At 72.9% G+C, this 24288-nt stretch carries 21 protein-coding genes; 12 read left to right on the top strand and 9 right to left on the bottom strand.

Annotated elements, in window-relative coordinates; translation table 11 throughout:
- Nucleotides 1-18: 18 nt before the first annotated feature.
- Nucleotides 19-483, bottom strand: a complete 465-nt coding sequence (locus ACZ7OY_RS19420; protein WP_471912476.1) for an ATP-binding protein — start codon at nucleotides 481-483, stop codon at nucleotides 19-21.
- A gap of 253 nt (nucleotides 484-736) precedes the next feature.
- On the opposite strand from ACZ7OY_RS19420, the gene ACZ7OY_RS19425 reads away from it, so the two are divergent.
- Both ACZ7OY_RS19425 and ACZ7OY_RS19430 read left to right on the top strand, forming a co-directional pair.
- Nucleotides 737-964 (top strand): hypothetical protein, encoded by a 228-nt coding sequence (locus tag ACZ7OY_RS19425; protein WP_471912477.1) that lies wholly within the window; start codon nucleotides 737-739, stop codon nucleotides 962-964.
- Between the two features lie 383 nt (nucleotides 965-1347).
- A complete protein-coding gene (locus tag ACZ7OY_RS19430) occupies nucleotides 1348-1803 on the top strand; it encodes a cyclic nucleotide-binding domain-containing protein (protein WP_471912478.1) in 456 nt (151 codons plus the stop codon).
- A 78-nt stretch (nucleotides 1804-1881) separates the two neighbouring features.
- On the opposite strand, the gene ACZ7OY_RS19435 is transcribed toward ACZ7OY_RS19430, so the two are convergent.
- Nucleotides 1882-3168 carry an MFS transporter gene (locus ACZ7OY_RS19435; RefSeq protein ID WP_471912479.1) on the bottom strand — a complete coding sequence of 429 codons (1287 nt, stop codon included), beginning with the start codon at nucleotides 3166-3168 and terminating at the stop codon, nucleotides 1882-1884.
- Between the two features lie 88 nt (nucleotides 3169-3256).
- A complete protein-coding gene (locus ACZ7OY_RS19440; RefSeq protein WP_351622583.1) occupies nucleotides 3257-3958 on the bottom strand; it encodes a TetR/AcrR family transcriptional regulator in 702 nt (233 codons plus the stop codon).
- 305 nt (nucleotides 3959-4263) lie between these two features.
- On the opposite strand from ACZ7OY_RS19440, the gene ACZ7OY_RS19445 reads away from it, so the two are divergent.
- Nucleotides 4264-5484 (top strand): saccharopine dehydrogenase family protein, encoded by a 1221-nt coding sequence (locus tag ACZ7OY_RS19445; RefSeq protein ID WP_471912480.1) that lies wholly within the window; start codon nucleotides 4264-4266, stop codon nucleotides 5482-5484.
- 118 nt (nucleotides 5485-5602) lie between these two features.
- Entirely contained in the window at nucleotides 5603-5863 is a 261-nt protein-coding gene (locus tag ACZ7OY_RS19450; protein WP_471912481.1) for a WhiB family transcriptional regulator, read from the top strand.
- Nucleotides 5864-5979: 116 nt separating this feature from the next.
- Here the strand turns inward: ACZ7OY_RS19450 and ACZ7OY_RS19455 are convergent, their stop codons facing one another.
- Nucleotides 5980-7404, bottom strand: a complete 1425-nt coding sequence (locus tag ACZ7OY_RS19455) for a M1 family metallopeptidase (RefSeq protein ID WP_471912482.1) — start codon at nucleotides 7402-7404, stop codon at nucleotides 5980-5982.
- A gap of 153 nt (nucleotides 7405-7557) precedes the next feature.
- Between ACZ7OY_RS19455 and ACZ7OY_RS19460 the strand changes: the two genes are divergently transcribed.
- The gene (locus tag ACZ7OY_RS19460) at nucleotides 7558-7908 is read left to right on the top strand and encodes a DUF488 domain-containing protein (RefSeq protein WP_471912483.1); all 351 of its coding nucleotides are present in this window, start codon (nucleotides 7558-7560) and stop codon (nucleotides 7906-7908) included.
- Between the two features lie 217 nt (nucleotides 7909-8125).
- On the opposite strand, the gene ACZ7OY_RS19465 is transcribed toward ACZ7OY_RS19460, so the two are convergent.
- A complete protein-coding gene (locus ACZ7OY_RS19465; protein ID WP_471912484.1) occupies nucleotides 8126-9799 on the bottom strand; it encodes an FAD-binding dehydrogenase in 1674 nt (557 codons plus the stop codon).
- A 17-nt stretch (nucleotides 9800-9816) separates the two neighbouring features.
- Nucleotides 9817-10464 carry a TetR/AcrR family transcriptional regulator gene (locus ACZ7OY_RS19470; protein ID WP_471912485.1) on the bottom strand — a complete coding sequence of 216 codons (648 nt, stop codon included), beginning with the start codon at nucleotides 10462-10464 and terminating at the stop codon, nucleotides 9817-9819.
- Between the two features lie 135 nt (nucleotides 10465-10599).
- On the opposite strand from ACZ7OY_RS19470, the gene ACZ7OY_RS19475 reads away from it, so the two are divergent.
- The gene (locus ACZ7OY_RS19475) at nucleotides 10600-11229 is read left to right on the top strand and encodes an alpha-ketoglutarate-dependent dioxygenase AlkB family protein (protein ID WP_471912486.1); all 630 of its coding nucleotides are present in this window, start codon (nucleotides 10600-10602) and stop codon (nucleotides 11227-11229) included.
- Between the two features lie 70 nt (nucleotides 11230-11299).
- Here the strand turns inward: ACZ7OY_RS19475 and ACZ7OY_RS19480 are convergent, their stop codons facing one another.
- Nucleotides 11300-12052 carry a DUF6348 family protein gene (locus ACZ7OY_RS19480; protein ID WP_471912487.1) on the bottom strand — a complete coding sequence of 251 codons (753 nt, stop codon included), beginning with the start codon at nucleotides 12050-12052 and terminating at the stop codon, nucleotides 11300-11302.
- Nucleotides 12053-12148: 96 nt separating this feature from the next.
- Between ACZ7OY_RS19480 and ACZ7OY_RS19485 the strand changes: the two genes are divergently transcribed.
- A complete protein-coding gene (locus ACZ7OY_RS19485; protein WP_471912488.1) occupies nucleotides 12149-12895 on the top strand; it encodes an MBL fold metallo-hydrolase in 747 nt (248 codons plus the stop codon).
- A 62-nt stretch (nucleotides 12896-12957) separates the two neighbouring features.
- Here the strand turns inward: ACZ7OY_RS19485 and ACZ7OY_RS19490 are convergent, their stop codons facing one another.
- Nucleotides 12958-13830 carry a universal stress protein gene (locus ACZ7OY_RS19490; protein ID WP_471912489.1) on the bottom strand — a complete coding sequence of 291 codons (873 nt, stop codon included), beginning with the start codon at nucleotides 13828-13830 and terminating at the stop codon, nucleotides 12958-12960.
- 288 nt (nucleotides 13831-14118) lie between these two features.
- On the opposite strand from ACZ7OY_RS19490, the gene ACZ7OY_RS19495 reads away from it, so the two are divergent.
- From ACZ7OY_RS19495 to ACZ7OY_RS19510, 4 genes are all read left to right on the top strand, one after another.
- A complete protein-coding gene (locus ACZ7OY_RS19495) occupies nucleotides 14119-15795 on the top strand; it encodes an NAD(P)/FAD-dependent oxidoreductase (protein WP_471912490.1) in 1677 nt (558 codons plus the stop codon).
- Nucleotides 15792-17252, top strand: a complete 1461-nt coding sequence (locus tag ACZ7OY_RS19500) for an ATP-binding protein (protein WP_471912491.1) — start codon at nucleotides 15792-15794, stop codon at nucleotides 17250-17252. The genes ACZ7OY_RS19495 and ACZ7OY_RS19500 overlap by 4 nt, the downstream gene beginning before the upstream one ends.
- On the top strand, nucleotides 17249-17599 hold the full coding sequence (locus ACZ7OY_RS19505; protein ID WP_471912492.1) for a UBP-type zinc finger domain-containing protein: 351 nt from the start codon (nucleotides 17249-17251) through the stop codon (nucleotides 17597-17599). Before ACZ7OY_RS19500 ends, ACZ7OY_RS19505 begins: the two co-directional genes overlap by 4 nt.
- A gap of 71 nt (nucleotides 17600-17670) precedes the next feature.
- Complete coding sequence (locus ACZ7OY_RS19510) at nucleotides 17671-20652, top strand: helix-turn-helix transcriptional regulator (protein ID WP_471912493.1); 2982 nt, start codon at nucleotides 17671-17673, stop codon at nucleotides 20650-20652.
- A 123-nt stretch (nucleotides 20653-20775) separates the two neighbouring features.
- Here the strand turns inward: ACZ7OY_RS19510 and ACZ7OY_RS19515 are convergent, their stop codons facing one another.
- Complete coding sequence (locus ACZ7OY_RS19515) at nucleotides 20776-22605, bottom strand: M4 family metallopeptidase (protein WP_471912494.1); 1830 nt, start codon at nucleotides 22603-22605, stop codon at nucleotides 20776-20778.
- Nucleotides 22606-22939: 334 nt separating this feature from the next.
- On the opposite strand from ACZ7OY_RS19515, the gene ACZ7OY_RS19520 reads away from it, so the two are divergent.
- The gene (locus ACZ7OY_RS19520) at nucleotides 22940-24190 is read left to right on the top strand and encodes a serine hydrolase domain-containing protein (protein WP_471912495.1); all 1251 of its coding nucleotides are present in this window, start codon (nucleotides 22940-22942) and stop codon (nucleotides 24188-24190) included.
- The last annotated feature ends 98 nt before the right edge of the window (nucleotides 24191-24288 follow it).

A 24288-nucleotide genomic window follows, 5' to 3' on the forward strand; every position in this document is an offset into this window, starting at 1 on the left:
GACCGGTCACCGGACCGGTCACCGGACCGGCACCACCGCGGTGATCCGTTTGCCGCCCGCGGGCAGGTCCGTCACCCGTACGTCCCGCGACAGCAGGCACACGATCGGCCAGCCGCGCCCGCCGGTGTGCCGGTGCTCCCGGAGACCGGTCAAGGGCGTGAAGACCGGCAGCCGTTCGCTGCGGTCGCAGACGGAGACCCGTACGGCCCGTCCCTCCAGGTCCACGTCGACCCCCGTGACCCCGCCGCCGTGCAGGATGGCGTTGGTGGTCAGTTCCGAGGCGACGAGCAGCGCGTCCGAGAGCGCGTCCTCGTCACAGGGCGAGCCCTCCTCCCGGCACCACCGGTCCACCACACGCCGTACGGCGATGCGGACGTCGGCCGGGCACCAGGGCTGCCGGCTGTCGCAGCCGGCCCGGGTGTGCGAGTCGTCCGGGCCCCGGACGGGATCGGTGGCGGGTCCGGTCGGTGGCTTCGCGCACATGGTCGCGCTCCCTGAGCGATCGCTTCTTCACGGCCCCGGACAGGGCTCGCGGGCGACCCGCGCCCCGAGCTCCGTCCGGCCGCGGCGCCCGTCGGAGAGGACCTGGGGGCACCCGGACCGGGCACCCGCTGTCGCGCCGCCCGGAATCAGCGGATCCTTCTCTCTTCGCATGACCTGGAGGCGGGCCGTCAAACCTGCCGTTCCGGGACGGAGACCCCGTCATCGACGGGGCCATCGGGGGTAGTCGGATGCCATGACGGATGTTGTGGACTCGGACGAGCTGGTGCGCCGTATGCAGCGGGCCAGGGCCTGTGCCCAGCAGGAGGCGCGGACCTGGCAGGCGCGGTGCGGGGACCTGAGGGCGACCGATCCGGACGGGGCCCGCGAGGCGGCCGTGCGGACGCTGGCCTACGAGGCGGTGATCAGGGTGATGGACGAGATCCTCACCCCCGGCAGGCACCGCGGCGAGGACGGCAAGTGAAACCGGTCACGCAACCGGGTTTCCGGTGCGGAGACCCTTAGCAGATGGTTTACCATTCACCTATACGCGGTGACGGAGTCGACCGTACCGTCCTCCGTGTACCACCGCGTTGAAGCCCTGGCTGGTTTCCCCCGTCCAGCCAGGGCTTTTTCATGCCCGGACGCGTCTGCGCCACCCCTCCCCGGGTTGAACGGCGAGGGACTGGGTAACTGCCTCTACCACCCCCACCCGCGCGTCGGGCCGACGAATACGGGTGCCCACCCCGCCGAGGTGCCCGAGTTCTCGGCAGCGGCTGAAATGGGGCTTAGGGGAAGACACCGCCGACGGTGACATTCCGCCACGCGGCCGCCCTCCCTCCACTTCGCCGGCGAGGAGCCCCGCTCATGACCAAAGCGACAAAACTCCTGACCGCCTTGCCCCAGCCGCAGCGCGAGCGCCTGATGTCGCTCGCCCGGGAGGCGTCCTTCCCCGAGGACACCCGCATCTTCGAGTCCGGCGGCACGGCCGACCGGTTCTGGGTGATCCGCTCGGGCGCCGTCTCCCTGGACCAGCAGGTCACGACCGCACAGCGGGTGACCGTGGCCACTCTGGGGGCGGGCGACCTGCTCGGCTGGTCCTGGCTGTTCCCGCCCTACCTGTGGGACTTCGGAGCGGAAGCCTTCAGCCCCGTACGCGCCTACGAGTTCGACGCGCAGCCCGTGCGGGAGCTGTGCGACGAGGACGCCCAGCTCGGGCTGACGCTGATCCGTACGGTCGCGGAGATCCTCGCCCACCGGCTGGAGATGACCCGCACCAAACTCATGGAGCAGTACGCGCTGCGCCGGCGCAGCGCCCTGTAGTCCACGGCGGTCCGGCGGTCGCGCGGTCGCGCGGCCCCACGCGCCCACAGGCCCGCGGGGGTGCCGGGGTGCGGAGCGTCAGATGCGGTAGCGGCGCAGGGCGGGTACCGCGGCCGCCAGGCCCAGCATCACCACGACGACCAGCAGACCGCCGCCGGCGACGGCCGCGTGGGGGCCGAACGCCGCACCGGCCGTGCCGTGCAGCACATCGGCGACGCGCGGTCCGCCCGCGACCACGACCGTGAAGACGCCCTGCATCCGGCCGCGCATCTCGTCGGTGGCCGCGGACAGCAGGATCGCCCCGCGGAAGACCATGGAGACCATGTCGGCGACCCCGGCGGCGGCCAGGAACACCACCGCGAACCACAGGTTGCGGCTCAGTCCGAAGCCCGTGACGGCAGCGCCCCAGGCGACCACGGAACCGATCACCATCCAGCCGTGCCTGCGGGCCCGGGAGAACGCGCCGGAGAACAGCCCGCCGGCCACCGCGCCGACCGGGATCGCCGCGAACAGCAGACCGAGCGCGAGACCCTCGCCCCAGGGCGCGAAGCTCTCCGCGGCGAGCTGCGGGAAGAGGGCGCGGGGCATGCCGAAGACCATCGCGATGATGTCGGCCAGGAAGGACAGCAGCAGCACCTTGTGCGCGGAGAGGTAGCGGAAACCGGCAACGATCTCGCGCACCCCCGCACGGCGCGCCACGGCGGCCTGCGGCGGCAGCGCGGGCAGCCGCAGGACCGCCCACACCGTGACGCACAGCGCCACCGCGTCGACGAGATACAGCTCGGGCAGTCCGATGATCGGGATCAGGACGCCCGCCAGCAGCGGTCCGACCACCTGTCCGGTCTGCATCACGGTCGAGCCGAGGGCGTTCGCGGCGGGCAGCTCGTCGGCGGGGACCAGCCGGGCGATGGAGGCGTTGCGGGCCGGGGCGTTGAGCCCCCAGAACGCCTGCTGCACGGCGAGCAGGACCATGAGCGCGGCCACCGAGTCGAGTCCGACGGCGGCCTGGACCCAGAACAGCAGCGACGTGACGGCTATGCCGACGTTCGTGATCAGCAGCAGCTTGCGCCGGTCCACCGTGTCGGCGACCGCGCCGCCCCACAGCGCGAACACGATCAGCGGCAGCAGGCCGGCCAGGCTCGCGGCCCCGACCCAGGCCGAGGAGCCGGTGATGTCGTAGATCTGCTTGGGCACGGCGACCGCGGTGAGCTGGCTGCCGACCGCCGTGACGATCGTCGACGACCACAGCCGGCGGTAGGCCGGGCGGCGCAGGGGGCGGGTGTCCATGGCCCAGCGCCGCCAGCCGCGCCGGGGCGGCGCCGGGGCGGCGGTGGGTGACTCGGTACTGCTCTCGCTGGTGTCCACGGGCTTCCTGGTTGCTCGATACATCTTTCTGCCGGGGATCACTATCGCAGCACCTGCTGTGCCCGCGGGCCGCGGTCCGCGGTCCGGATCAGACCGCCGCCAGCCGGGCCGCCGCGCTGTCCAGCAGCATCTCCAGCGCGGTCGGGTAGGCGCTGTCGACCATGCGGGCCGCCAGCAGCGGCGCGGCCTCCGCGATGCGCGGGTGGGTGGTGGCCGGCAGCCGCCCGTAGGTCGAGCGCCACTTGTCCTCGTCGGCGCGCAGCGTGGCCCGCGGCAGGGCCAGCGAGGCCGCGTCGAGGGCCGCGAAGGCGAGGGTCTGGTCGATGAAGGCGTGGTAGATGCGGACCGTGTCCGGCAGCGGGAAGCCCGCGGTGCGCAGGATGTCCAGTACGGCCTCGTCGGCGGCCAGTTCATGGGTGCGGCCGGTGACCCGGCTCGCGGTGAGCAGGGCCGCCTGCGGATGGGCGACGTACGCCGCGTGGATGCGCAGCCCGACGGCGTGCAGGTCCGTCCGCCACTGTCCGGTGGGCCGCCAGCCCCGCAGGGCCTGTCCGATGAGGGCGTCGCCGATGGCCAGGGTCAGCTCGTCCATGCCGCGGAAGTACCGGTAGAGCGTGCTCGGGTCGCAGTCCAGCGCCAGGCCGAGACGGCGGGCGCTGAGTCCGGTGCTGCCGTGTTCGGCCAGCATCCGCAGCGCCGTGTCGACGATCAGCCGCTCCGAGAGCACGGTGCCGCTCCTGGTGGGCCGCCGCCGGCGCCGCTTGTCCTCGGGCACCACCGGTTTGGGCATCGCCGCCTCCTCGACCGCTTCCCGCCCGGTCGCTTCCCCGCCCGGCCGCTCTTATGCCAACGCCATTGACCTTACGACGACGGAAGGCGTTGTATCACCGGCGGGGCCCCACTTCTTTCGTTCACCCGACTCGACCGACTCGACCACGTCGACCGACTCGACCTCGTCGACCCGCTCGACCTCGTCGACCCGCTCGATCTGTTCGATCTGTTCGATCTGGTGGACCGATCCGACCCGATCCGACCCGGTCGACGGATCAGCCGTGTCACCGAGTCGGCCACTTCACCCGAGAAGGAGTCCTCGTCATGCGTGTTCTGCTTGTGGGAGCCGGCGGTGTGGGCACCGCGATCACCCGGATCGCGGCCCGGCGGTCGTTCTTCGAGGCGATGGTGGTGGCCGACCACGACCCGGCGCGGGCCGAGGCCGCCGTCGCCGCCCTGGGCGCCGACGGGACGCGGTTCCGGGCCGAGCGCGTCGACGCGAACGACGAGGAGGCGGTGGCCGCGCTGCTGCGGCGGTACGCCTGCGACGTGCTGCTCAACGCCACCGACCCGCGCTTCGTCGAGCCCCTGTTCCGGGCGGCCCGCACCGCCGGGGCCACGTATGTCGACATGGCGATGTCGCTGTCCCGGCCGCACCCGGAGCGCCCGTACGAGGAGTGCGGGGTCATGCTCGGCGACGCGCAGTTCGCGCAGGCGGCCGAGTGGGAGAAGGCGGGAGCCCTGGCGCTCGTCGGCATGGGGGTGGAGCCGGGCCTGTCGGACGTCTTCGCCCGGTACGCCGCCGACGAACTGTTCGACGAGATCGAGGAGATCGGCATCCGCGACGGCGCCGACCTCACCGTCGACGGCCACGACTTCGCGCCCTCGTTCAACATCTGGACCACCATCGAGGAGTGCCTCAACCCGCCGGTGGTCTACGAGGCCGACCGCGGCTGGTTCACCACCGAACCCTTCAGCGAGCCCGAGGTGTTCGACTTCCCCGAGGGCATCGGGCCCGTGGAGTGCGTGAACGTGGAGCACGAGGAGGTCCTGCTGGTTCCGCGCTGGGTCGACGCCCGCCGGGTCACCTTCAAGTACGGTCTCGGCGAGGACTTCATCCGTACCCTGAAGACCCTGCGTCTGCTCGGTCTCGACCGCACCGAGCCGGTGACCGTGCCCGGCCCCGACGGTCCGGTCGCCGTCTCGCCGCGGGACGTCGTCGCCGCCTGCCTGCCCGACCCCGCGACCCTGGGCGAGCGCATGCACGGCAAGACCTGCGCGGGCACCTGGGTGCGGGGCGTGAAGGACGGCGCGCCGCGCGAGGTGTATCTGTACCACGTGGTCGACAACCAGTGGTCGATGGCCGAGTACGGCTGCCAGGCGGTGGTGTGGCAGACCGCCGTCAATCCCGTCGTCGCCCTCGAACTCCTGGCCGACGGCGTGTGGTCGGGTGCGGGCGTCCTCGGCCCCGAGGCGTTCCCGGCCGTGCCGTTCCTGGACCTGCTCACCGAGTACGGCTCGCCCTGGAGCATCCGGGAACAGTGATGTGCGTCTTGGAGGAAGGCAGCGCTGTTTGACGGCGCGTCGAGAGGTCACCCGCAGGCGAGTGGTTCACATTGTTCCTCCACAAGCGCACACACGATTCCGATCGCAGGTGACTTCCATGGACGACTGGCGATTCCGCGCCGAGTGCCGGACCGCGGACCCCGATCTGTTCTTCCCGGTCGGCACCTCGGGACCGTCGCTGCTCCAGGCCGAGCAGGCGAAGGCCGTCTGCGCGCCCTGTCCCGTGCAGGAGCGGTGTCTGGAGTTCGCGCTGGACACCGGGCAGGCCCTCGGGATCTGGGGCGGCACGGACGAGACGCAACGGCGCGCGCTGAAGCGCCGCCTGAACGCCCGGCGGCACTCGGGGCAGTCGGGCTAGGGCGCCCCTCCCGCGCCCTCCCGACGGCCGCAGCCGCGGCGGTCGCGTCCCCGCGGACCGCACCCGTGTCTGCCCCGCCCCGGCGGGAGCGACACGGGTGCGCGACGCGACGGCCCCTACGGCCTGGCCGGCTTGTCGGTGCCGTACAGCCAGGTCCGGAACAGGGTGTCGAGCTTCTTGCCGGACTCCCGCTGCGCGAGACGCTCGAACTGCGCGGTCGTACCGTGTCCGGCGCGATGCTCGGTGGCCCAGGCGCGCAGGATGCGCAGGAACGTGCGATCGCCCACGGCGGTGCGCAGCTCGTGCAGGGCCATCGCGCCGCGCGCGTAGACGGGCGTGCCGAAGATGTTCGCGCCGCTGCCCGGGTTGGCGGGCGGGTACGCCCACAGCTCGTCGCCCGCCGGACGGGCGTACAGCTTGTCGAAGGTCTTCTGGGCGCTGTCGCCCCCGTGCTGCTCGCTGTAGAGCCACTCGGCGTACGTGGCGAAGCCCTCGTTGAGCCAGATGTCCTTCCAGCTGGTGAGGGAGACGGAGTCGCCGAACCACTGGTGGGCGCTCTCGTGGACGAGGGTGGCCAGGTCGGGCGCGGAGTCGTACAGCGGCCGCGTCTGGGTCTCCAGGGCGTAGCCGACGTCGGGCGCGTGGTCCACGATCGAACCGGCGGCCCGGAACGGGTAGGGGCCGAAGATCCTGCTCTCCCAATCCAGCACGGAGGGCAGCTTCTTCAGCACGGGTGCGGCGGCGGCCGCCTCGCGCGGGTCGACGGCGTTGACGACCTGCACGCCGTCACGGGTGGTGTACCGCTGGAGCTCGAACTTCCCCACGGTCGCGGTCGCCAGGTAGGCGGCCATGGGCTCGGCCTGGCGCCAACGGTAGGTGGTCTTCCCGTGGGCGGTGCGCCGGCCGAGGTAGACGCCGTTGGCGATCGCGGCATGTCCCTCGGGGACGGTGAGGGTGAAGTCGTAGGAGGACTTGTCCTTGGGATGGTTGTCGGCCGGGAACCAGGTCATGGCACCCTGCGGCTCACCGGCGACGAAGGCTCCGTCGTCGGTGGGTATCCAGCCGTCGGCGGAACCGTCCGGGTCGGTGACCGGTCCGGGGGTGCCGCCGTAGGTGACGGTGACCCGGAACTGCTGCCCCTTGCGCAGGGCATGACGGGGGGTGACGACGAGTTCCTGGCCGCTGCGCCGGAAGGCCGCCGTGTGCCCGTCGACGGTGAGGCCGGTGATCTTCAGGCCCTTGAAGTCGAGGTCGAAGCGGGTCAGGTGCTCGGTCGCGCGGGCGGTGAGGACGGCCCTGCCGTCGAGGTGACGGTTCGACGGCCGGTAGTCCAGGGTCAGACCGTAGTGGCTGACGTGATAGCCGCCGTTGCCGGCGAGCGGGAAGTACGGGTCCGCGGCTCCGGATGCGCCCGTGGTGCCCGCCGCTGCGGGCCCGGCGGTCGCGAGCAGGGCCGCGACGGCGACGGGGACGGCTCCGACGACGGCCCTGCGGCCGAGGACGGCGGTGCTTCTGGCGGACTGCTGCCGAGGGGGCTTCACATGCACTCCTGGGGGGGTGACGATGATCAAACCACCCAAGACTAGGGGCCCCTTCGCCCGGCGGTCCCCCTCGTTCAGGTCAAGTCACGGGGCGTCACCGGGCCCTCGGTCGTAGGCTCGTGAGAACCACTGCCACTACGGAGGGGCCCGACCATGAGCGTGCGTGTGCGCCGCGTCTACGAACCGCCGCAGCCCGAGGACGGTGTGCGGGTCCTGGTCGACCGGCTGTGGCCACGCGGCCTGTCGAAGGAGGCGGCACGGGTGGACGAGTGGCCCAAGGGCCTGACCCCGTCCACCGAACTGCGCCGTTGGTACCACGCGGGCGAGGCGTCGTACGAGGAGTTCGCGCGCCGCTACGAGGCGGAGCTCGCCGCGCCGCAGGCGGCCGGGCTCGTCGACGTGCTGCGCGAGTCGGCCGGCGAGGGGCCGGTCACCCTGCTGACCGCCTCGAAGTCCCCGGAGCACAGCCACGCGGCCGTCCTGGCCCACCTCCTGCAGACCTGAGACGGACGGACGGACGGCCCGCGAGCGGCGTGACTGCCGCGCCCATCACGGCGATCGCGGCAGTCGCCGTGGTCTCGGCCGTCCCCGACGGTGGCGGCAGTCCCCGACGGCCGCGGCAGTCCCCGACGGTCGCGGCAGTCGCCGTGGTCGCGGCAGTCCCCGACGGTCGCGGCAGTCCCCGGCGGTCGCGGCATCGGCGGCCACCGGGGACGGGCAATCAGGCCGTCTGCTTCGCCGCCGCCCGCCCGGCCGCCCGCCCCGAGAAGAGGCAGCCGCCGAGGAACGTGCCCTCCAAGGCGTTGTAGCCGTGCACACCGCCGCCGCCGAACCCGGCGACCTCGCCGGCCGCGTACAGACCGTCGATCGCCGTGCCGTCGGCGCCCAGGGCGCGGGAGTCCAGGTCGGTCTGGATGCCGCCGAGCGTCTTGCGGGTGAGGACGTGCAGCTTGACACCGATCAGCGGGCCGGCCGCCGGGTCGAGGATCCGGTGCGGGGTGGCCACGCGCCCGAGCCGGTCACCGATGTAGCGGCGGGCGTTGCGGATGCCCTGGATCTGCGAGTCCTTGCTGTAGGGGTTGGCCATCTGGAGGTCGCGGGCCTCGATCTGACGGCGCATCGCGGCCGCGTCGAGCAGCGGCTTGTCGGTGAGGCCGTTCATCTTCTCGACGAGCTGTTCCAGGGTGTCGGCCATCACGAAGTCGGCGCCGTGCCGCAGGAAGTCCGTCACCGGAGCGGGCGCGCCCTTGCCGAGCAGCCGGTCGCGCAGCACCGCCTTGCGGTCCTTGGCGGTGATGTCGGGGTTCTGCTCGGAGCCCGACAGCGCGAACTCCTTCTCGATGATCTTCCGGGTGAGGACGAACCACGAGTGGTCGTGGCCCGCGATGTCCTCGGTGGTGCGCAGGTGCTTGAGGGTGCCGAGGGTGTCGTAGCCGGGCAGGCACGGGTCGGGGAGCCGGCGGCCGAGGGCGTCGAACCACATCGAGGACGGGCCGGGCAGGATGCGGATGCCGTGCCCGGGCCAGATCGGGTTCCAGTTCTGGATGCCCTCGGTGTAGTGCCACATGCGGTCGCGGTTGACCAGTCGGACGCCCGCCGCCGCGCTGATGTCGAGCATGCGCCCGTCGACGTACTCCGGTACGCCGGTGACCATGTGGGCCGGGGGCGTGCCCAGCCGCTCGGGCCAGTAGCGCCGGACGATGTCGTGGTCGGCGCCGATGCCGCCGCTGGTGACGACGACGGCCTGCGCGGTGAGCTCGAACTCGCCGACCGCCTCCCGGTTGGAGGCCACACCGCGGGGCGAGTCGTCCTCGGCCAGGACCGTGCCCCGCACCCCGCGCGCGGCGCCGTCCTCGACGACGAGTTCGTCGACCCGGTGGCGGTGGTGGAAGGTGAGCAGCCCGTCGCGCTGGGCCTGACGGGCGTACTCGACGAACGGCTCGACGACACCCGTGCCGGTGCCCCAGGCGATGTGGAAGCGGGGTACGGAGTTGCCGTGCCCGTCGGCGCGCAGGTCGCCGCGCTCCGCCCAGCCGACGGTGGGCAGCAGCTTGATGCCGTGGCCCTCCAGCCACGAGCGCTTCTCCCCCGCCGCGAACTCGACGTAGGCGCGGGCCCAGCGCACCGCCCAGGAGTCCTCGTCCTCGGCGCGGTCGAACTGCGCGCTGCCCTGCCAGTCGGTCCAGGCGAGGTCGAAGGAGTCCTTGATGCCGAGGCGGTGCTGTTCCGGGGAGTCGACGAGGAACAGTCCGCCGAAGGACCAGAACGCCTGGCCGCCCAGGTTGGCGGCGTTCTCCTGGTCGACCAGGGCGACGCGCCTGCCCCGGCTGGTGAGTTCGTGCGCCGCGACCAGGCCGGCGAGGCCCGCTCCGACGACGATGACGTCCGCGTCCATGGCGACCGTTTCCTTCCTCATCCGCCGCGCTGCGCGGCGGGCTTGTCGCTGCCGTCGGTGAGCAGCGCGGTGAGCAGTTGCTTGAGCCAGGCGCGGGCGCGCTCGACGTCCTTGTCCAGCAGCAGTTGGGTGGTCACGCCGTCGTACGCGGCGACCACGGCGTGGGCGGCGCCGTCGGCGTCGCCGAGCACGGCGGGCAGTTCGGTGTGCCCCCGGGCCCGGAAGAGTCGGTCGGCGACGGCCCGCCGCAGCCGGGCCCGGTGCTCCAGGAGGGTCTGCGCGACGACCGGGTCGCGCGCCGCGTGCACCAGGAAGTCCGTCTTCACCAGGAGCCAGTCCAGGTCGAGCAGGAGCACCTCGGTGACGCGGTCCACGGCGGCGGGTACGTCGAGGTCGGGCCCGTCGAGGGCGAGCGCCCCGGCGACCTGGTCGGCGATGAGGTCGGCGCGTTCGCGGTAGAGGGCGAAGAACAGCTCGTCCAGGCTGTCGAAGTTCGAGTAGAAGGCGCCCCTGCTGTAGCCGGCGGCCTCGCAGACCTCCTCGATCGAGACGCGCCCGTACCCCTTGGCCGCGAACACCGAGAAGGCGGCGCAGAGCAGGTTGGCGCGGGTGCGGACACGGCGCTTGGTGACCCGCCCCGCCGGCTGTCGCGTCGCTTCCGGCATGCCCCACCTCCGTTCGATACGCGAATGTATCCGATACATGAGTGCATCGAAAGAGGTGTGCGACGGGCGAGGAGATCCGGTGACACCCGACCCTATGAAGGGAACATATTTTCGATTAAGGCGTACGCTGGATCCATGACCACGCACCTCCAGGGCTCGCTCTTCGACCAGACCGACCGGCTGCGGCTGGGCCGGCTCGACGGGACACGCCGCACGGAGCTCGGCCTGGGCGCCTGGATCGACGTGCTGCCCGGCTGGCTCGCCGGAGCCGACGCGCTCTTCGAACAGCTGGCGGCCGAGGTCCCGTGGCATGCCGAGCGGCGGAAGATGTACGACCAGGTCGTGGACGTGCCCCGGCTGCTCGCGTTCTACGGCGCCGGCGACCCGCTGCCCCACCCGGTGCTGGCCGAGGCGCGCGAGCTGCTGTCGGCGCGCTACGCGGACGAGCTGGGCGAGCCGTTCACCACGGCCGGGCTGTGCTACTACCGCGACGGCCGGGACAGCGTCGCCTGGCACGGCGACCGGATCGGCCGGGGCGCGCGCGCGGACACGATGGTGGCGATCCTCTCCGTGGGCGCGCCCCGGGATCTGCTGCTGAGGCCGCTGCACGGACACGGCGACACCGTGCGGCGGCCGCTGGGCCACGGCGACCTGATCGTGATGGGCGGCTCCTGCCAGCGCACCTGGGAGCACTGCGTACCCAAGTCCGCGCGCGCCGCGGGGCCGCGCATCAGCATCCAGTTCCGGCCGCACGGGGTGCGGTGACGGGGGTTCACCGATCGCAGCGCCGGGTGCAGCGGACGCGGGGGTGGCCCGGCCGCCCCCGCCGCCGGTCTCACGCGGGGAGGTGCGGCGCCCCGCCGTCGGCCTGTTCGGGGATCAGCAGCGCGTAACCGCGCACGGCGGTGAACACCGAGGGTTCGGGCAGGTCCAGTGCCGTCATCGCGGCCGAGGCGGCTTCGTGGCGCTCCCCGTTGACCCGGATCTCGGTCTGCATCGAGCCGGGCCGTCCGCCGTAGAAGACCTTGACCCCGTTGAAGAACGGGGACTCCAGGTCCGCGGCGAACGTGTCCGCGAGACGGTGCAGCACGTTCGCTTCCACCAGGGCGGTCTGGATGCGCCGGTTCTCGGTGGCGTCGAGTCCGAAGCCGACCACGCCGGAGATGATCGAGTGCATTCCGGGGACACCGCGCTCGTCCCCGGGACCCGCGTGCTCCGCGAAGCGCTGTTGCGGGTCGAGGAGTTCGAGCAGGCACGCGCCGGCCGTCTCCACCCACGCGTCGGCCGCCTGCCGGGGGTTGCCGGACATGGCGACGACACAGTCCATGAAGCACGGCACGTCCGGCTGGAGACTCACGTCCGGCAGCGCGACGAGGTCGTAGTGCCGGCCGCCCCCGTGGTGCGGGGGCGCCACCGCCACCGCCCATCCTTGCGGACTGAGCAGCGACTGGCCCTTGAGTTCGGCGCCTTGCGTCACACCGGGCGCGTACTCCTCCAGGCTCGCCTTCACGAGGGCGAGGAACTCGAGGTCCGGCAGGCGGTCCGCGGACGGCTCGGGCTTGCGCGCACGGCGGCGTATCCAAGGCATACGGGTGATCTTACGGAGCCGCCCCGCCCGGCGGGCCTTCTCGGTGATCTGCTTTGCTGTGCGGGTCGGGCACGGACCACACCACACGGGACGATCATGCGGGCGGATGTGCAGCAAGTCGCGGACGGCACCTACCTGGTGCACGGCAGCAACACCAACTGGGTGATCCTCACCGAGGGGGACGCCGCCACCCTGATCGACACCGGTTATCCGGGAGACCGGCAGCAGCTGCTGGAATCCCTGGCCGCGGTGGGGAGTTCACCGGAGGCCGTCGCCGCCGTGCTGATCACCCACGCGCACAACGACCACCTGGGCTCCGCCGAGTACCTGCGCAGCACCTACGGCACCCCGGTGTACCTGCACGAGGACGAAGTACCGCACGCGCGCCGGGACTTCCTCCAGCAGGTGAGCGTCGGGCAGGTGCTGGGGAACGTGTGGCGGCCCGGTGTGCTGCCGTGGCTGGTGCACGTGCTGCGCGTCGGCGGCACCGAACAGCACCCCGTGGCGGCGCCCGCGCCGTTCACCGGCACCGGCGCGCTGGATCTGCCCGGCCGGCCCGTGCCCGTGCACACCCCCGGCCACACGGTCGGGCACGCCGTGTTCCATCTGCCCGAGGTCGGCGCGCTCGTCTCCGGCGACGCCCTGGTCAGCGGCCACGCCACCGCGCGGGCCAAGGGGCCGCAGCTGCTGCCCGACATGTTCCACCACGAGCGGGCCCGGGCCGTCGCCTCCCTGTCCGTCATCGAGGCCCTGTCCGCCGACGTGCTGCTCCCCGGACACGGACCCGTGCACCGGGGATCGGTCGAGGCGGCGGCACGACTGGCCCGGGAACGGGCGGCCTAGCCGGCCGTCGGGGGCTGCGACACCGCAGGCAGGCGGTCCAGGGCGCCCCGGCGCCGGGGTGCTCAGCCGTGCGGGACGACGGCGACCGGGCACGGCGCGTGGTGCAGCACCCCGTGCGCGACGGAGCCGATCCGGGCCCCCACGGGCGTACGGCGGGCCCGGCGTCCGACCACCGCCAGCTGCGCCCGCCCGGCCACCGACAGCAGGACCTGGCCCGCGCTGCCCATCTCCACCTGCTCGACCACCGGCACGCCCGGGAAGCGCGCCCGCCAGGGTGCGAGGGCCTCGCCGAGCGCCTTCGTCTCGTACGGCTCCAGGCCCCCGGCGTCGTCGAGGAGCCGGAGCGAACCCGGGCTGTAGGCGAACGCGGGCGGCAGCGTCCAGGCCCGTACCGCGCGCAGGGTGGCACCTCGGACCGCGGCCGTCTCGAAGGCGAACCGCAGCACTTCGGCGCTGTCGTCCGGGCCGCCCTCCTGCCCGACGACGATCTCGCGGCCGCCGGCCTCGGCGGCGGCCTGGTCCCCGGCCCGTACGAGGACCACAGGCCGGACCACCTCGGCGATCACATGCTGTCCGACGGAGCCCAGCAGGTAGCCCACGACGCCGCCGTGCCCGCGCGAGCCCAGCGCCAGCAGCTCGGCGTCCGCCGCGGCGGCGATGAGCGACTCGGCCGCGTCGCCCTCCAGGACGTCGGTGGACACCTCCAGGTCGGGGTGGCGCCCGGTGAGGGTGCGCACGGCGCCGTCCAACGCGTCCCGTGCCCACCGCTCCTGTGCGTCGCGCCCGGCCACGTCCGGCGCCGCGTCCTGCTGGAACCGCCAGGCGTGCACGACCCGCAGCGCCAGCCGCCTGCGCACGGCCTCCCGCGCCGCCCAGGCGAGCGCGGCCAGGCTCTCGTCCGTTCCGTCGACGCCTGCCGTGATGGGGCGCGTCATGCGCGTCGCCTCCCTGTGTCGTGTGCCGTCCGTGGAACCCCCAGTCTTCCCCACGGCCCTCCCGCGCCGCCCGTCCTTCATGATCTCGGCCGGTCCGGGCGCGGGGGCGCTCCCGGAGCCGGAGGGCGACGAGTGCGGCGCACCGAGTGACCGCCGGTGCCGACGGGGTCCGGTCCGGCCGGCTCATACCTGAGCGAAGCGGGGCGATCGAACATACGATGGCGGGAGTCGGCCCGGCGGCGACGCAGGCGCCGTGCCGCACATCCGACCGCTCGGGGTGGGAGACGCATGGCAGAGGCCGCCGAGGCAGCGCGGACCGTCATCTTGACCGTGGACGACGACCCGGGAGTCTCCCGTGCCGTCGCCCGGGACCTCAGACGGCGCTACGGCGAGTCGTACCGGATCGTGCGCGCCGAGTCGGGAGCGTCCGCGCTGGACGCGCTGCGCGAGCTGAAGCTGCGCGGCGACCTCGTGGCGGTGATCCTGGCCGACTACCGCATGCCGCAGATGAACGGCATCGAGTTCCTGGAACAGGCGCTGGACGTGTATCCGGGGGCGCGCCGGGTGCTGCTGACCGCCTACGCGGACACCAGCGCGGCGATCGACGCGATCAACGTGGTCGACCTCGACCACTATCTGCTCAAACCGTGGGACCCGCCGGAGGAGAAGCTCTACCCGGTCCTGGACGACCTGCTGGTCGCCTGGCGGGCCAGCGACTACCGGTCGGTGGCGGTCACGAAGGTCGTCGGGCACCGCTGGTCGGCGCGTTCGTCGGACGTACGGGAGTTCCTGGCCCGCAACCAGGTGCCCTACCGCTGGTACTCGGCCGACGAGCCGGAGGGCAGGCGGCTGCTCGACGCGGCCGGGCAGGACGGACAGCGGCTGCCGCTGGTCGTCACCCCGGACGGCACCCCGCTGGTCGAGCCCGAGCCGCCGGAGCTGGCCGCCCGGGTGGGGCTGGCCACCACACCGACCGCCGACTTCTACGACCTCATCGTCATCGGCGGCGGCCCGGCCGGACTCGGCGCGGCCGTGTACGGGGCGTCCGAGGGACTGCGGACCGTGCTGGTGGAGCGCTCGGCCACCGGCGGGCAGGCCGGGCAGAGCTCCCGGATCGAGAACTACCTGGGGTTCCCGGACGGGGTGTCGGGCGCGCAGCTCACCGACCGGGCCCGGCGGCAGGCGGCCAAGTTCGGTGCCGAGATCCTCACCGCGCGCGAGGTGACGGGCCTGGAGGTCAACGGCGCGGCCCGGATCGTACGGTTCTCGGACGGCTCGGCGATCGCCGCGCACAGCGTGATCCTGGCGACGGGTGTCTCCTACCGGCAGCTGCCGGCGCCCGGCGCGAACGACCTCACCGGCTGCGGGGTGTTCTACGGGTCGTCGCTGACCGAGGCGGCCTCCTGCCAGGGGCACGACGTGTACATCGTGGGCGGCGCCAACTCCGCCGGGCAGGCGGCGATGTACCTGTCCCGGGGCGCCAAGTCGGTGACGCTGCTGGTGCGCGGGGCGTCGCTGGCGGCGTCGATGTCGTACTACCTGATCCAGCAGATCGAGGAGGCGGCCAACATCTCCGTGCGCACCGGCACGGTGGTGGACTGCGCGCACGGCTCCGACCATCTGGAGCAGCTGACCCTGCGCGACACGGCGAGCGGGCAGTGCGAACTGGTCGACGCGCAGTGGATGTTCGTGTTCATCGGCGCGGCCCCGCTGACCGACTGGCTGTCCGACACGGTGCTGCGCGACGCGCGCGGGTTCATCCTGGCCGGGCCCGACCTGACACCCGACGGACGGCCGCCCGCGGGCTGGGAGCTGGACCGGCCGCCCTACCACCTGGAGACCAGTATTCCCGGCGTGTTCGTGGCGGGCGACGCACGCGCCGAGTCCGCGAAGCGCGTCGCGTCCGCCGTCGGAGAGGGAGCCATGGCCGTGATGCTCGTCCACCGTTATCTGGAGCAGTCGTGAGCGGGCAGCGGGTCGAGTGCCGGCCGCAGGAGATCGGTTCGCTCTTCCTGTTCGAGAAGCTCACCCCGGAGCAGCTCGGCAGACTGTGCCACGAGGGGCGGGTGGAGCGGTTCGAACCGGGGCCGGTGTACACCGAGGGAGAGCCCGCCACCTGCTTCTACGTGATGGTCGAGGGCACGGTCGTGCTGTTCCGCCGGGTCGGCGACGACGATGTCGAGGTCGGCCGGACCTCGCAGCCCGGGGTGTACGCGGGGGCGATGCAGGCCTATATCGGCGACCGGGTGCGGCAGGTCTACACGAACTCGCTGCGGGTCACGGAGCCGACGCGGTTCTTCGTGCTGCCCGCGGACACGTTCGCGGGCATCATGCAGGAGTGGTTCCCGATGGCGGTCCATCTGCTGGAGGGGCTGTTCTTCGGTTCGAAGAGCCAGCAGCGGGTCATCGGCCAGCGCGAACGGCTGCTGGCGCTGGGCTCGTTGTCCGCCGGGCTCACGCACGAGCTCAACAACCCGGCCGCGGCGGCCGTGCGGGCCACGGCCACGCTGCGCGAGCGGGTGGCGAAGATGCGGCACAAGCTGAGTGTGATCTCGGCGGGCCCGTATCCACGCGAGGCCCTCGCCAGCCTCATCGAGATCCAGGAGCGGACGGCCGAACTGGTCGCCAAGGCACCCACGTTGAGCCCCCTGGAGGCCTCGGACCGGGAGGACGCCGTCACCGACTGGCTCGACGACCACGGCATCCCGGACGGCTGGCGGCTCGCGCCGACCTTCGTCCAGGCCGGTCTGCACGTCGACTGGCTGGACCAGGTCGCCGCGGCGGTGGACGAGGAGATCCTGCCGGGGGCGGTGGGCTGGCTCAACTACACGGTCGAGACCGAGCTGTTGATGGACGAGATCGAGGACTCCACCACCCGCGTCTCGAACCTGGTCGAGGCCGCCAAGCAGTACTCGCAGCTCGACCGCGCCCCCTTCCAGGTCGTCGACGTGCACGAACTCCTGGACAGCACGCTGCTGATGCTCTCCGCGAAGCTCGGCGAGAAGATCAAGGTCGTGAAGGAGTACGACCGTTCGCTGCCCCGCGTCCCGTCCTACCCGGCGGAGCTCAACCAGGTGTGGACCAACCTGATCGACAACGCGGTCTCCGCCATCGCCGACACGGGCGGGGAGGGGACGCTGACGGTGAGCACCGCACGGGAGAGCGACCAGCTGGTGGTGGTGTTCCGGGACACGGGCGGCGGGATTCCGCCGGAGATCCGCAGCCGGATCTTCGACCCGTTCTTCACCACCAAGCCGGTGGGCCAGGGCACCGGGCTGGGTCTGGACATCTCCTGGCGGATCGTCGTCAACAAGCACCACGGCAGCATCGAGGTCGAGTCCGTGCCGGGTGACACCCGGTTCCGGATCCTCCTGCCGCTCACCGGGGCGGATCCCGAAACCACTTCCGAGGAGGCGCTGTGAGCAACGTCGACGGCATCGACCCGAGCGTACCGCCGAGCGGTGAGGGCTGCACCGACTGCGACGCGGCCGGCGGCTGGTGGTTCCATCTGCGGCGGTGCGCGCAGTGCGGGCACGTCGGCTGCTGCGACACCTCACCCGCCCAGCACGCCACCGCCCACTTCAAGGCCTCCGGGCATCCGCTGGTGCGCAGTTTCGAACCTGGCGAGGACTGGTTCTGGAACTACGAGACGAGCGAGATGTACGAGTCGGGGCCGGATCTCGCGCCGCCCGCACACCACCCGGCGGACCAGCCCGCTCCGGGCCCGGCGGGGCGCGTACCGGCGAATTGGTCGCAGTCGCTGCACTGAGCCTGCCGTCCCACGGCCGGGGCGCTGTCGGTGATCCGTACGCCGTCGGTGATCCGTGCCAGGATGGAGCCGTGCCGCAACCCGTCTTCACCACCCCTCTCGTCGGCCGGGAGACGGAACTCGCCCGTCTCGCCGGTGTGTTGGAGCGAGCCCGCGCCGGCGAGTCCCGTGCCGTGCTCCTCGCCGGGGACGCCGGGGTCGGCAAGACCCGCGTCCTGGACGAGGCCGCCGCGCGGGCGTCCGAGTCCGGTACGGCCGTGCTCACCGGTCACTGCGTCGATCTGGGGGACGTGGGGCTGCCGTATCTGCCGTTCACCGAGATCCTGGCGGCGGTCGCCGCCGACGAGCGGTTCGCGCCGGTCCTGGCCGCGCACCACGCGGTGGACCGGCTGCTCGGCGCGGGGCCGGACGCCGCCGGGGACGCGGGCGGGCGGCTGCGGCTGTTCGAGGCGGTCGCGGCGCTGCTGGCCGACCTGGCCGGGACCGCGCCCCTGCTGCTCGTCCTGGAGGATCTGCACTGGGCCGACCAGTCCTCCCGGGACCTGCTGCGCTTCCTGCTCAGCCGCGGTGTCCTGGCCCGCCCGGTGGGCGGTGCGCCCGCCCACCGGCTCACCGTGTTCGGCTCGTACCGCGCCGACGACCTGCACCGCCGCCACCCGCTGCGTCCCCTGCTGGCCGAACTGGTGCGGCTGCCCGCCGTCGAGCGCCTGGAGCTGCAACCGCTGACCGACGGCGAGGTCGCGCGGCTGGTGCGGGCACGGCAGGACCGTCCGCTGCCGGACGCGACGGTCCGCGGCATCGTGGAGCGGGCCGAGGGCAACGCCTTCTACGCGGAGGAGCTGCTCGCCGCCACCGACGCGCGGGCGGGCGGGGTGCCCAGCGGTCTGGCCGACCTCCTGCTCATCCGGGTCGAGCAGTTGTCGGAGACCGCCCAGCTGATGCTGCGGACGGCCGCCGTCGCCGGACGCCGGGTCGAGCACGACCTGCTGAGCCGGGCGGTCGGGCTGCCCGAGGACGAGCTGGAGTCGGCGCTGCGCGAGGCCGTCGGGCATCAGCTCCTGGTGACCGACAGCCGCAACACGTACGCCTTCCGGCACGCGCTGGCCCGCGAGGCGGTGTACGCCGATCTGCTGCCCGGTGAACGGGCGCGGCTGCACGGGGCGTTCGCGCGCCTGCTGGCCGGCCGGGGACACCCGGCCGAGACGGCCGCGGAGCGCGCCCATCACTACCGCGAGAGCCATGACCTGGCCGAGGCGCTCGCCGCGTCGCTGGAGGCCGCCGGGCACGCCCAGCGGGTCGGCGCGCCCGCGGAGGAGCTGCGGCACCTGGAGACGGCCCTGGACCTCTGGTCGGCGGTGGACGCGGCGGCGCTGCCCACGGGCGAGGGGACGGACCGGATCACGCTCATGCTGCGTGCCTCGGTGGCGGCGGCGCACGCGGGCGAGGGTCATCGCGCGGTCGCGCTCACCCGTGCCGCGCTGGCCGGTGTCGGGCAGGACGCGGACTCCGAACTCGCCGCCCGGGTCCGCTACACCCTCGCCGGGAACCTGCTCGGCGTCGACCACGGCGCGGCCTTCGCGCACAGCGGGGAGGCGCTCGCGCTCATACCGGCCGACCCTCCGTCGCCGACCTGGGTGTGGGCGGCGGCCACGCACGTCCTGGCGGCACGTCAGCTAGGCGACGACGACACCGCGTTGCGCGTCGCCCGTCAGGCGCTGCCGGTGGCACGGGAGTTGCGGGTGACGGACGCACAGGCCGACCTGCTGATCTCGCTGACGGGGCTGGAGGGCGGCACCCGGCGCACCCCGCAGGGCCGTGAACGGCTGAAGGAGGCCCGCGAACTGGCGCGCCGTTCGGGCAACATGACGGTCGAGATGCGGGCGCTGTTCCATCTGGCCATCGGCTGCTTCGAGTCGGGCGAGCTCCAGGAGTGTCTGCCCTGGCTGGCCGAGGGGCTGGACCGGGCCCGCCGCGCGGGGCTCCAGGCCGCGCCCTATCCGCTGGAGATGCGCTATCTCCAGCTGCTGGCGATGTACACCCTGGGGCAGTGGGACGCGTGCCTGGTCGCGGCGGCGGCCGCCGCCGAGGCGCTGCCCCCGTCGGGCGGGTTCGCGCTGGGGCCCGCGTGGTACGTCGGTGTCGCGCGCGGCGACCGGACGGCCCCCGACCGGGCCCGGGAGTTGCTTCGCCAGCCCTTCGACTGGCTCGCCACGCTCGTCGCGGGCATCGTGCTGACGGACGACGCCGCGCTGCGCGGGGACCCGCAGGAAGCCGTGGAGCGGGCGCGCACCACGGTCTCGGCACTGTCCGAAGGGGGGCGGCTGCCGGATGCCGCGGTCCGGCTGGTGGCCCTCGCGCTGTCCGCGGTCGCCGACCGGGCCGCCGAACTGCGCCGGGCGGGGCGCACGGGCCAGCCGGGGCAACCGGGCCCTGAGGGCGAGCTGGGCCGCTGGACGGACACCGCGACGCAACTGGTCGAACTGGCCCGGGAGACGGCCGCGCTCGGCAAGGCCGGTGCGCCGCAGGGCCCGGAGGGACAGGCGTGGCTGGCCCGCGCGGAGGCGGAGTGGACCCGGGCCGTGTCCGGGCCGGATCCGGCGGTCTGGGAGAAGACGGTGGCCGCGTTCGACTACGGCGACGTGTACGAGCAGGCCCGCTGCCGGCTGCGGTTCGCCGAGGCGCTGCTCGTCACCGACCGCCGGGAGGAGGCCGCCGCGCAGGCGCGCGCGGTGCGCGAGAGCGCCGACCTGCTCGGTGCCGGGCCGCTGCGGGAGCAGGTGGACGATCTGGTCCGGCGCGGACGGCTGGCGGACACCCGGCCGTCCGGCGACCGCCTCTCGCCGCTGACCGCCCGTGAGCAGGACGTGCTGCGGCTGCTCGCGCTCGGCCGCAGCAACCGGCTGATCGGCGAGGAGCTCTTCATCACGGGCAAGACGGCCAGCGTCCATGTCTCCAACATCCTGGCCAAGCTGGGCGCCGCCAGCCGCACGGAGGCGGTGGCGATCGCCTACCGGGAGGGGCTGATCCCCCGGCAGGCGAGCGCGTCCGGCTGATCGCCCGGGGCCGGGCGCGTCCGGCCTCTCGCCAGCGACCGTCGAGGCGGCCCGGCGGCAGGTCCGGGACCGGGTGCCCCGCCCGAGGGGCGGGGCACCCAGGACGCCCGGTCCGGCCCGGTGTCAGTTGCGCGCGGCCGGGGTGTTGGCGGCGGTGACGTTGACGGCGGCCCAGGACCGGTCCACCGCCTTGTACTCCGCGCTGTCCGCCCCGTAGAGGTCCTTCGCCGCCTTCAGCGTCGCGACGCGCGCGTCGTGGAAGTCGGTCGTGGAGACCATGTAGCGGGTCAGGGCCCGGTAGTAGATCGCCGTGGCCTTGGTACGGCCGATCCCGGTCACCGGCAGACCGTCGTAGGTCGGCGAGTCGTAGGTGACACCGCCGATCGTCTTCTTGCCGCTGCCCTCGGCGAGGAGGTAGTACGCGTGCGAGGAGACGCCGGAGCCGGCGTGGACCTCGGTGTCGTACACCGCCGGCGACCAGTAGTCGATCGTCCGTTCCAGCGTGTCGAGGGAGGGCTTGTCCAGGCGGCGCAGGAACTTCTGGGACAGGCCCAGCTTCTCGCCGATGAGGTAGTTCGGCGGGTTGTTCGGGTTGTTCGCGCTGAACTCGACGTTGGAGCCGAGGACGTCGGCGAGCGACTCGTTGAGCGAGCCGGGCTCGCCGTACTGGTTGCCCAGGTTGTCGTACCGGGTGGGCTCCAGAGCGGCGGTCGCGTCGACGACACCGTGGGTGAGCTCGTGGCCGGTGACGTCGAGGACGACGAGCGGCTTCTTGAACCAGGTCCCGTCGCCGTCGCCGTACAGCATGCAGTCGCAGTACGGGTCCCAGAACGCGTTGCCCACCTTGTTGCCGAAGTGGACCATGGCGCGGGCGCCCTTGCTGTTGTTCTCGATGCCCTTGCGGCCGAAGGTCTTCTTGTAGAAGTCCAGGGTCTTGGTGACGCCGTACTGGGCGTCGACGGCGGCGGTCGTGCGGCTGGAGACGGCGCCGTTGCCCCACTGGTCGTTCGTGGTGGTGAACTGCTTGCCCTGCGCGAAGACCTCCAGCTCCAGGCCCTTGGCGTCGCGCGTCTCGGTGCCCCAGCGGGAGGGGTCCTTCAGCACGTACGTGGTGGCGGCGGTCCGGGTGGTGACCAGCGGGACCTTGCCGACGAAGAGCGAGGAGCCGGTGCCGAAGGCGGTCGCCGGGTAACGCCCGGTGGTCACGGCGGCGGACGACACCGCGGCGGCCGACGAGCCGGCGATCGAGGAGCCCACGATCGAGGAGGCGGACCGCGGGGCGGTGCCGACGGCCGGGGAGATCGTCTCGCCGCGCTGGCGCAGGGTGGCCACCAGCCGGGGCGACAGGAACTCGTCCTGGTCGGGGGCGTTGCTGCGCACCGAGCCGCTGACGGCGTCGATGACGACGGTACGCGAGCCGCCGCTCTCGGTGGTGTCGCTGTCGCTCACCCGCACCTGGTAGGCGAGGGCCGCGGAACCGTCGCGGGCGTCGACCACGAGCCGGGCGCTGCCCGCGTCGCCCTTGGCGACGGCGGCGGCCTTCTGCTCGGCCTGCCGCGCGGTGACCTTGGCCTTGGCGACGGCGGGCTTCACGGTGTGGTCGACGGCGCGGGTGACACCCGCGTACGCCAGGTTCCTCGTGAGGTGGACGACCAGGTCGCCGCCGAGGACCGGCATCCCCCCGTGCGTGCGGACGAACCGGACGTGGCGCCCGCCCTCCGGGTCGATCATCACGTCCTGGGCGTGCAGTTCGTCGCCGGGCGTGAGGCCGGTCGCCGAGGCGTGGGCGAAGGCGACGGCCACGGCCGCCCCCACCACGGACGCGGGCGAGGTCGAGGCGGTGCCCGCGCCCGTCCCCGTGGCCGGGGCCGCGAGGGCCGTGCCCGCCAGTCCGGTGGCGGTCGTCGTCACGGCGACGGCCACCGCCAGGCTGCGTATATGGGGTCTGCGCACTGCTGAGGGTTCCTTAGTTCACAGACGGCCGGGAACACCGACCGCCCTGACGCATGGCGGGTCGAGCGCCATGGGGGCCGGGAGAGCCCCAGAGTGGAACCCTTATGGATCAGTCATGTCCATGTAAAGAGTAAATCGTCTCTTTAACTGCTTTTCATGGCATTACTTTGCAAATCCGTCCCGCTCAGTGATCGGTGAGCGACCAACTGTGCGTCGACCGAGGAGATATGACGAGACGCGAGAAGGTTGCCCTCGCGCGGGTGTGACACATATCGCATTGACGTCCGCCCGTGGAACCCACTTCCCCATCGACCGACGACGGACGAGGAACCGCATGGTCACGACGACGGCCCGAAGAGGTACGGCACTGGCGACGGCGGCCCTGCTGTCGCTCCTGGCGGCACCCGCACACGCGACACCCCGGGGGGCGAGCCCCACCGCGGCCCCGGCCACCACCACCCGGCCCCTGCTGCCCGAACCCGATCTCACGGGGCTGCGCGGGGTCCTGCGCACGGCGCAGCAGCAGGGCGCGCCCGGTGCCATGGCCCGGATCGACGACCACGGCACGGTCCGGTGGTCGGCCGTCGGGGTGGCCGACCGGACCACCGGACGGCTCCTGGCCGACCCCGACCGCTTCCGGGTCGGCAGCATCACCAAGACCTTCTCCGCCGTGGTCCTGCTGCAGCTGGTCGACGAGGGCCGGCTGAAGCTGGACGACCCGGTCGACCGTCATCTGCCCGGTCTGCTGCCCGACACCCGGATCACGGTGCGCCAGGTGCTGAGCCACCGCAGCGGCCTGTACGACTACACGAACGACATGTTCGCCGACTCGGTCCGGGGCTTCGAAGCGGTCCGCACCAAGGTCTTCACCTACCGCCAGCTGGTGGCCCTGTCGCTGCGGCACCCGCGCACCACCGCGCCCGGCGGCGCCTACTCCTACTCCAACACCAACTTCGTCGTCGCCGGGCTGCTGATCGAGAAGCTCACCGGCCTGCCGGTCGGCACCGCGTACCGGAAGCGGATCTTCGACCCGCTGAAACTGCACGACACCTTCTACGTCCATCCCGGCACCGGGATCCCCGGCCGTCACGCCCACGGCTATCTGACCCCCGACAAGGCCGGCGCCCCGCTGGTCGACGCCACCGGGCAGACGGCGTCGTGGGCGCAGAGCGCGGGCGCGATCATCTCCAGCACCCGGGACCTCGGCACCTTCTACGCGGCGCTGCTGCGCGGCCGGCTGACCTCGGCCGCGCGGCTGGCCGAGATGAAGCGGTGGACCGTGGTCAACCCCACGCAGGGGTACGGGCTCGGACTGCGGCGGCGCGACCTGTCCTGCGGGGTGTCCGTGTACGGGCACACGGGTGCCGTACAGGGCTACTACAGCTACGCGTTCACCACCGGGGACGGCGGTCGCAGCCTCACCGCGCTCGCCACGACCTCCAACAACGGCGCGGTGCTCAACACCATGCTCGGCACGCTGGAATCCGCGTTCTGCGGTGCACGCAACCGCATGGGCGGCGCGGCCGGGCGGGCCTCGTCGGTGGAGCGGCACGAGGACATCGCCCCGGGGGTCGTGCGGGACTGACACCGCGCGCCGGGGCCAGGAACCTCCGCATCGCGGGGCGCGTTGTCGGATGGAGGGCCCCGGCATGTCGGGCAAGGGCCCGGCACCACGACACCAGG

This window comes from Streptomyces sp. NPDC107559, from assembly GCF_055657365.1.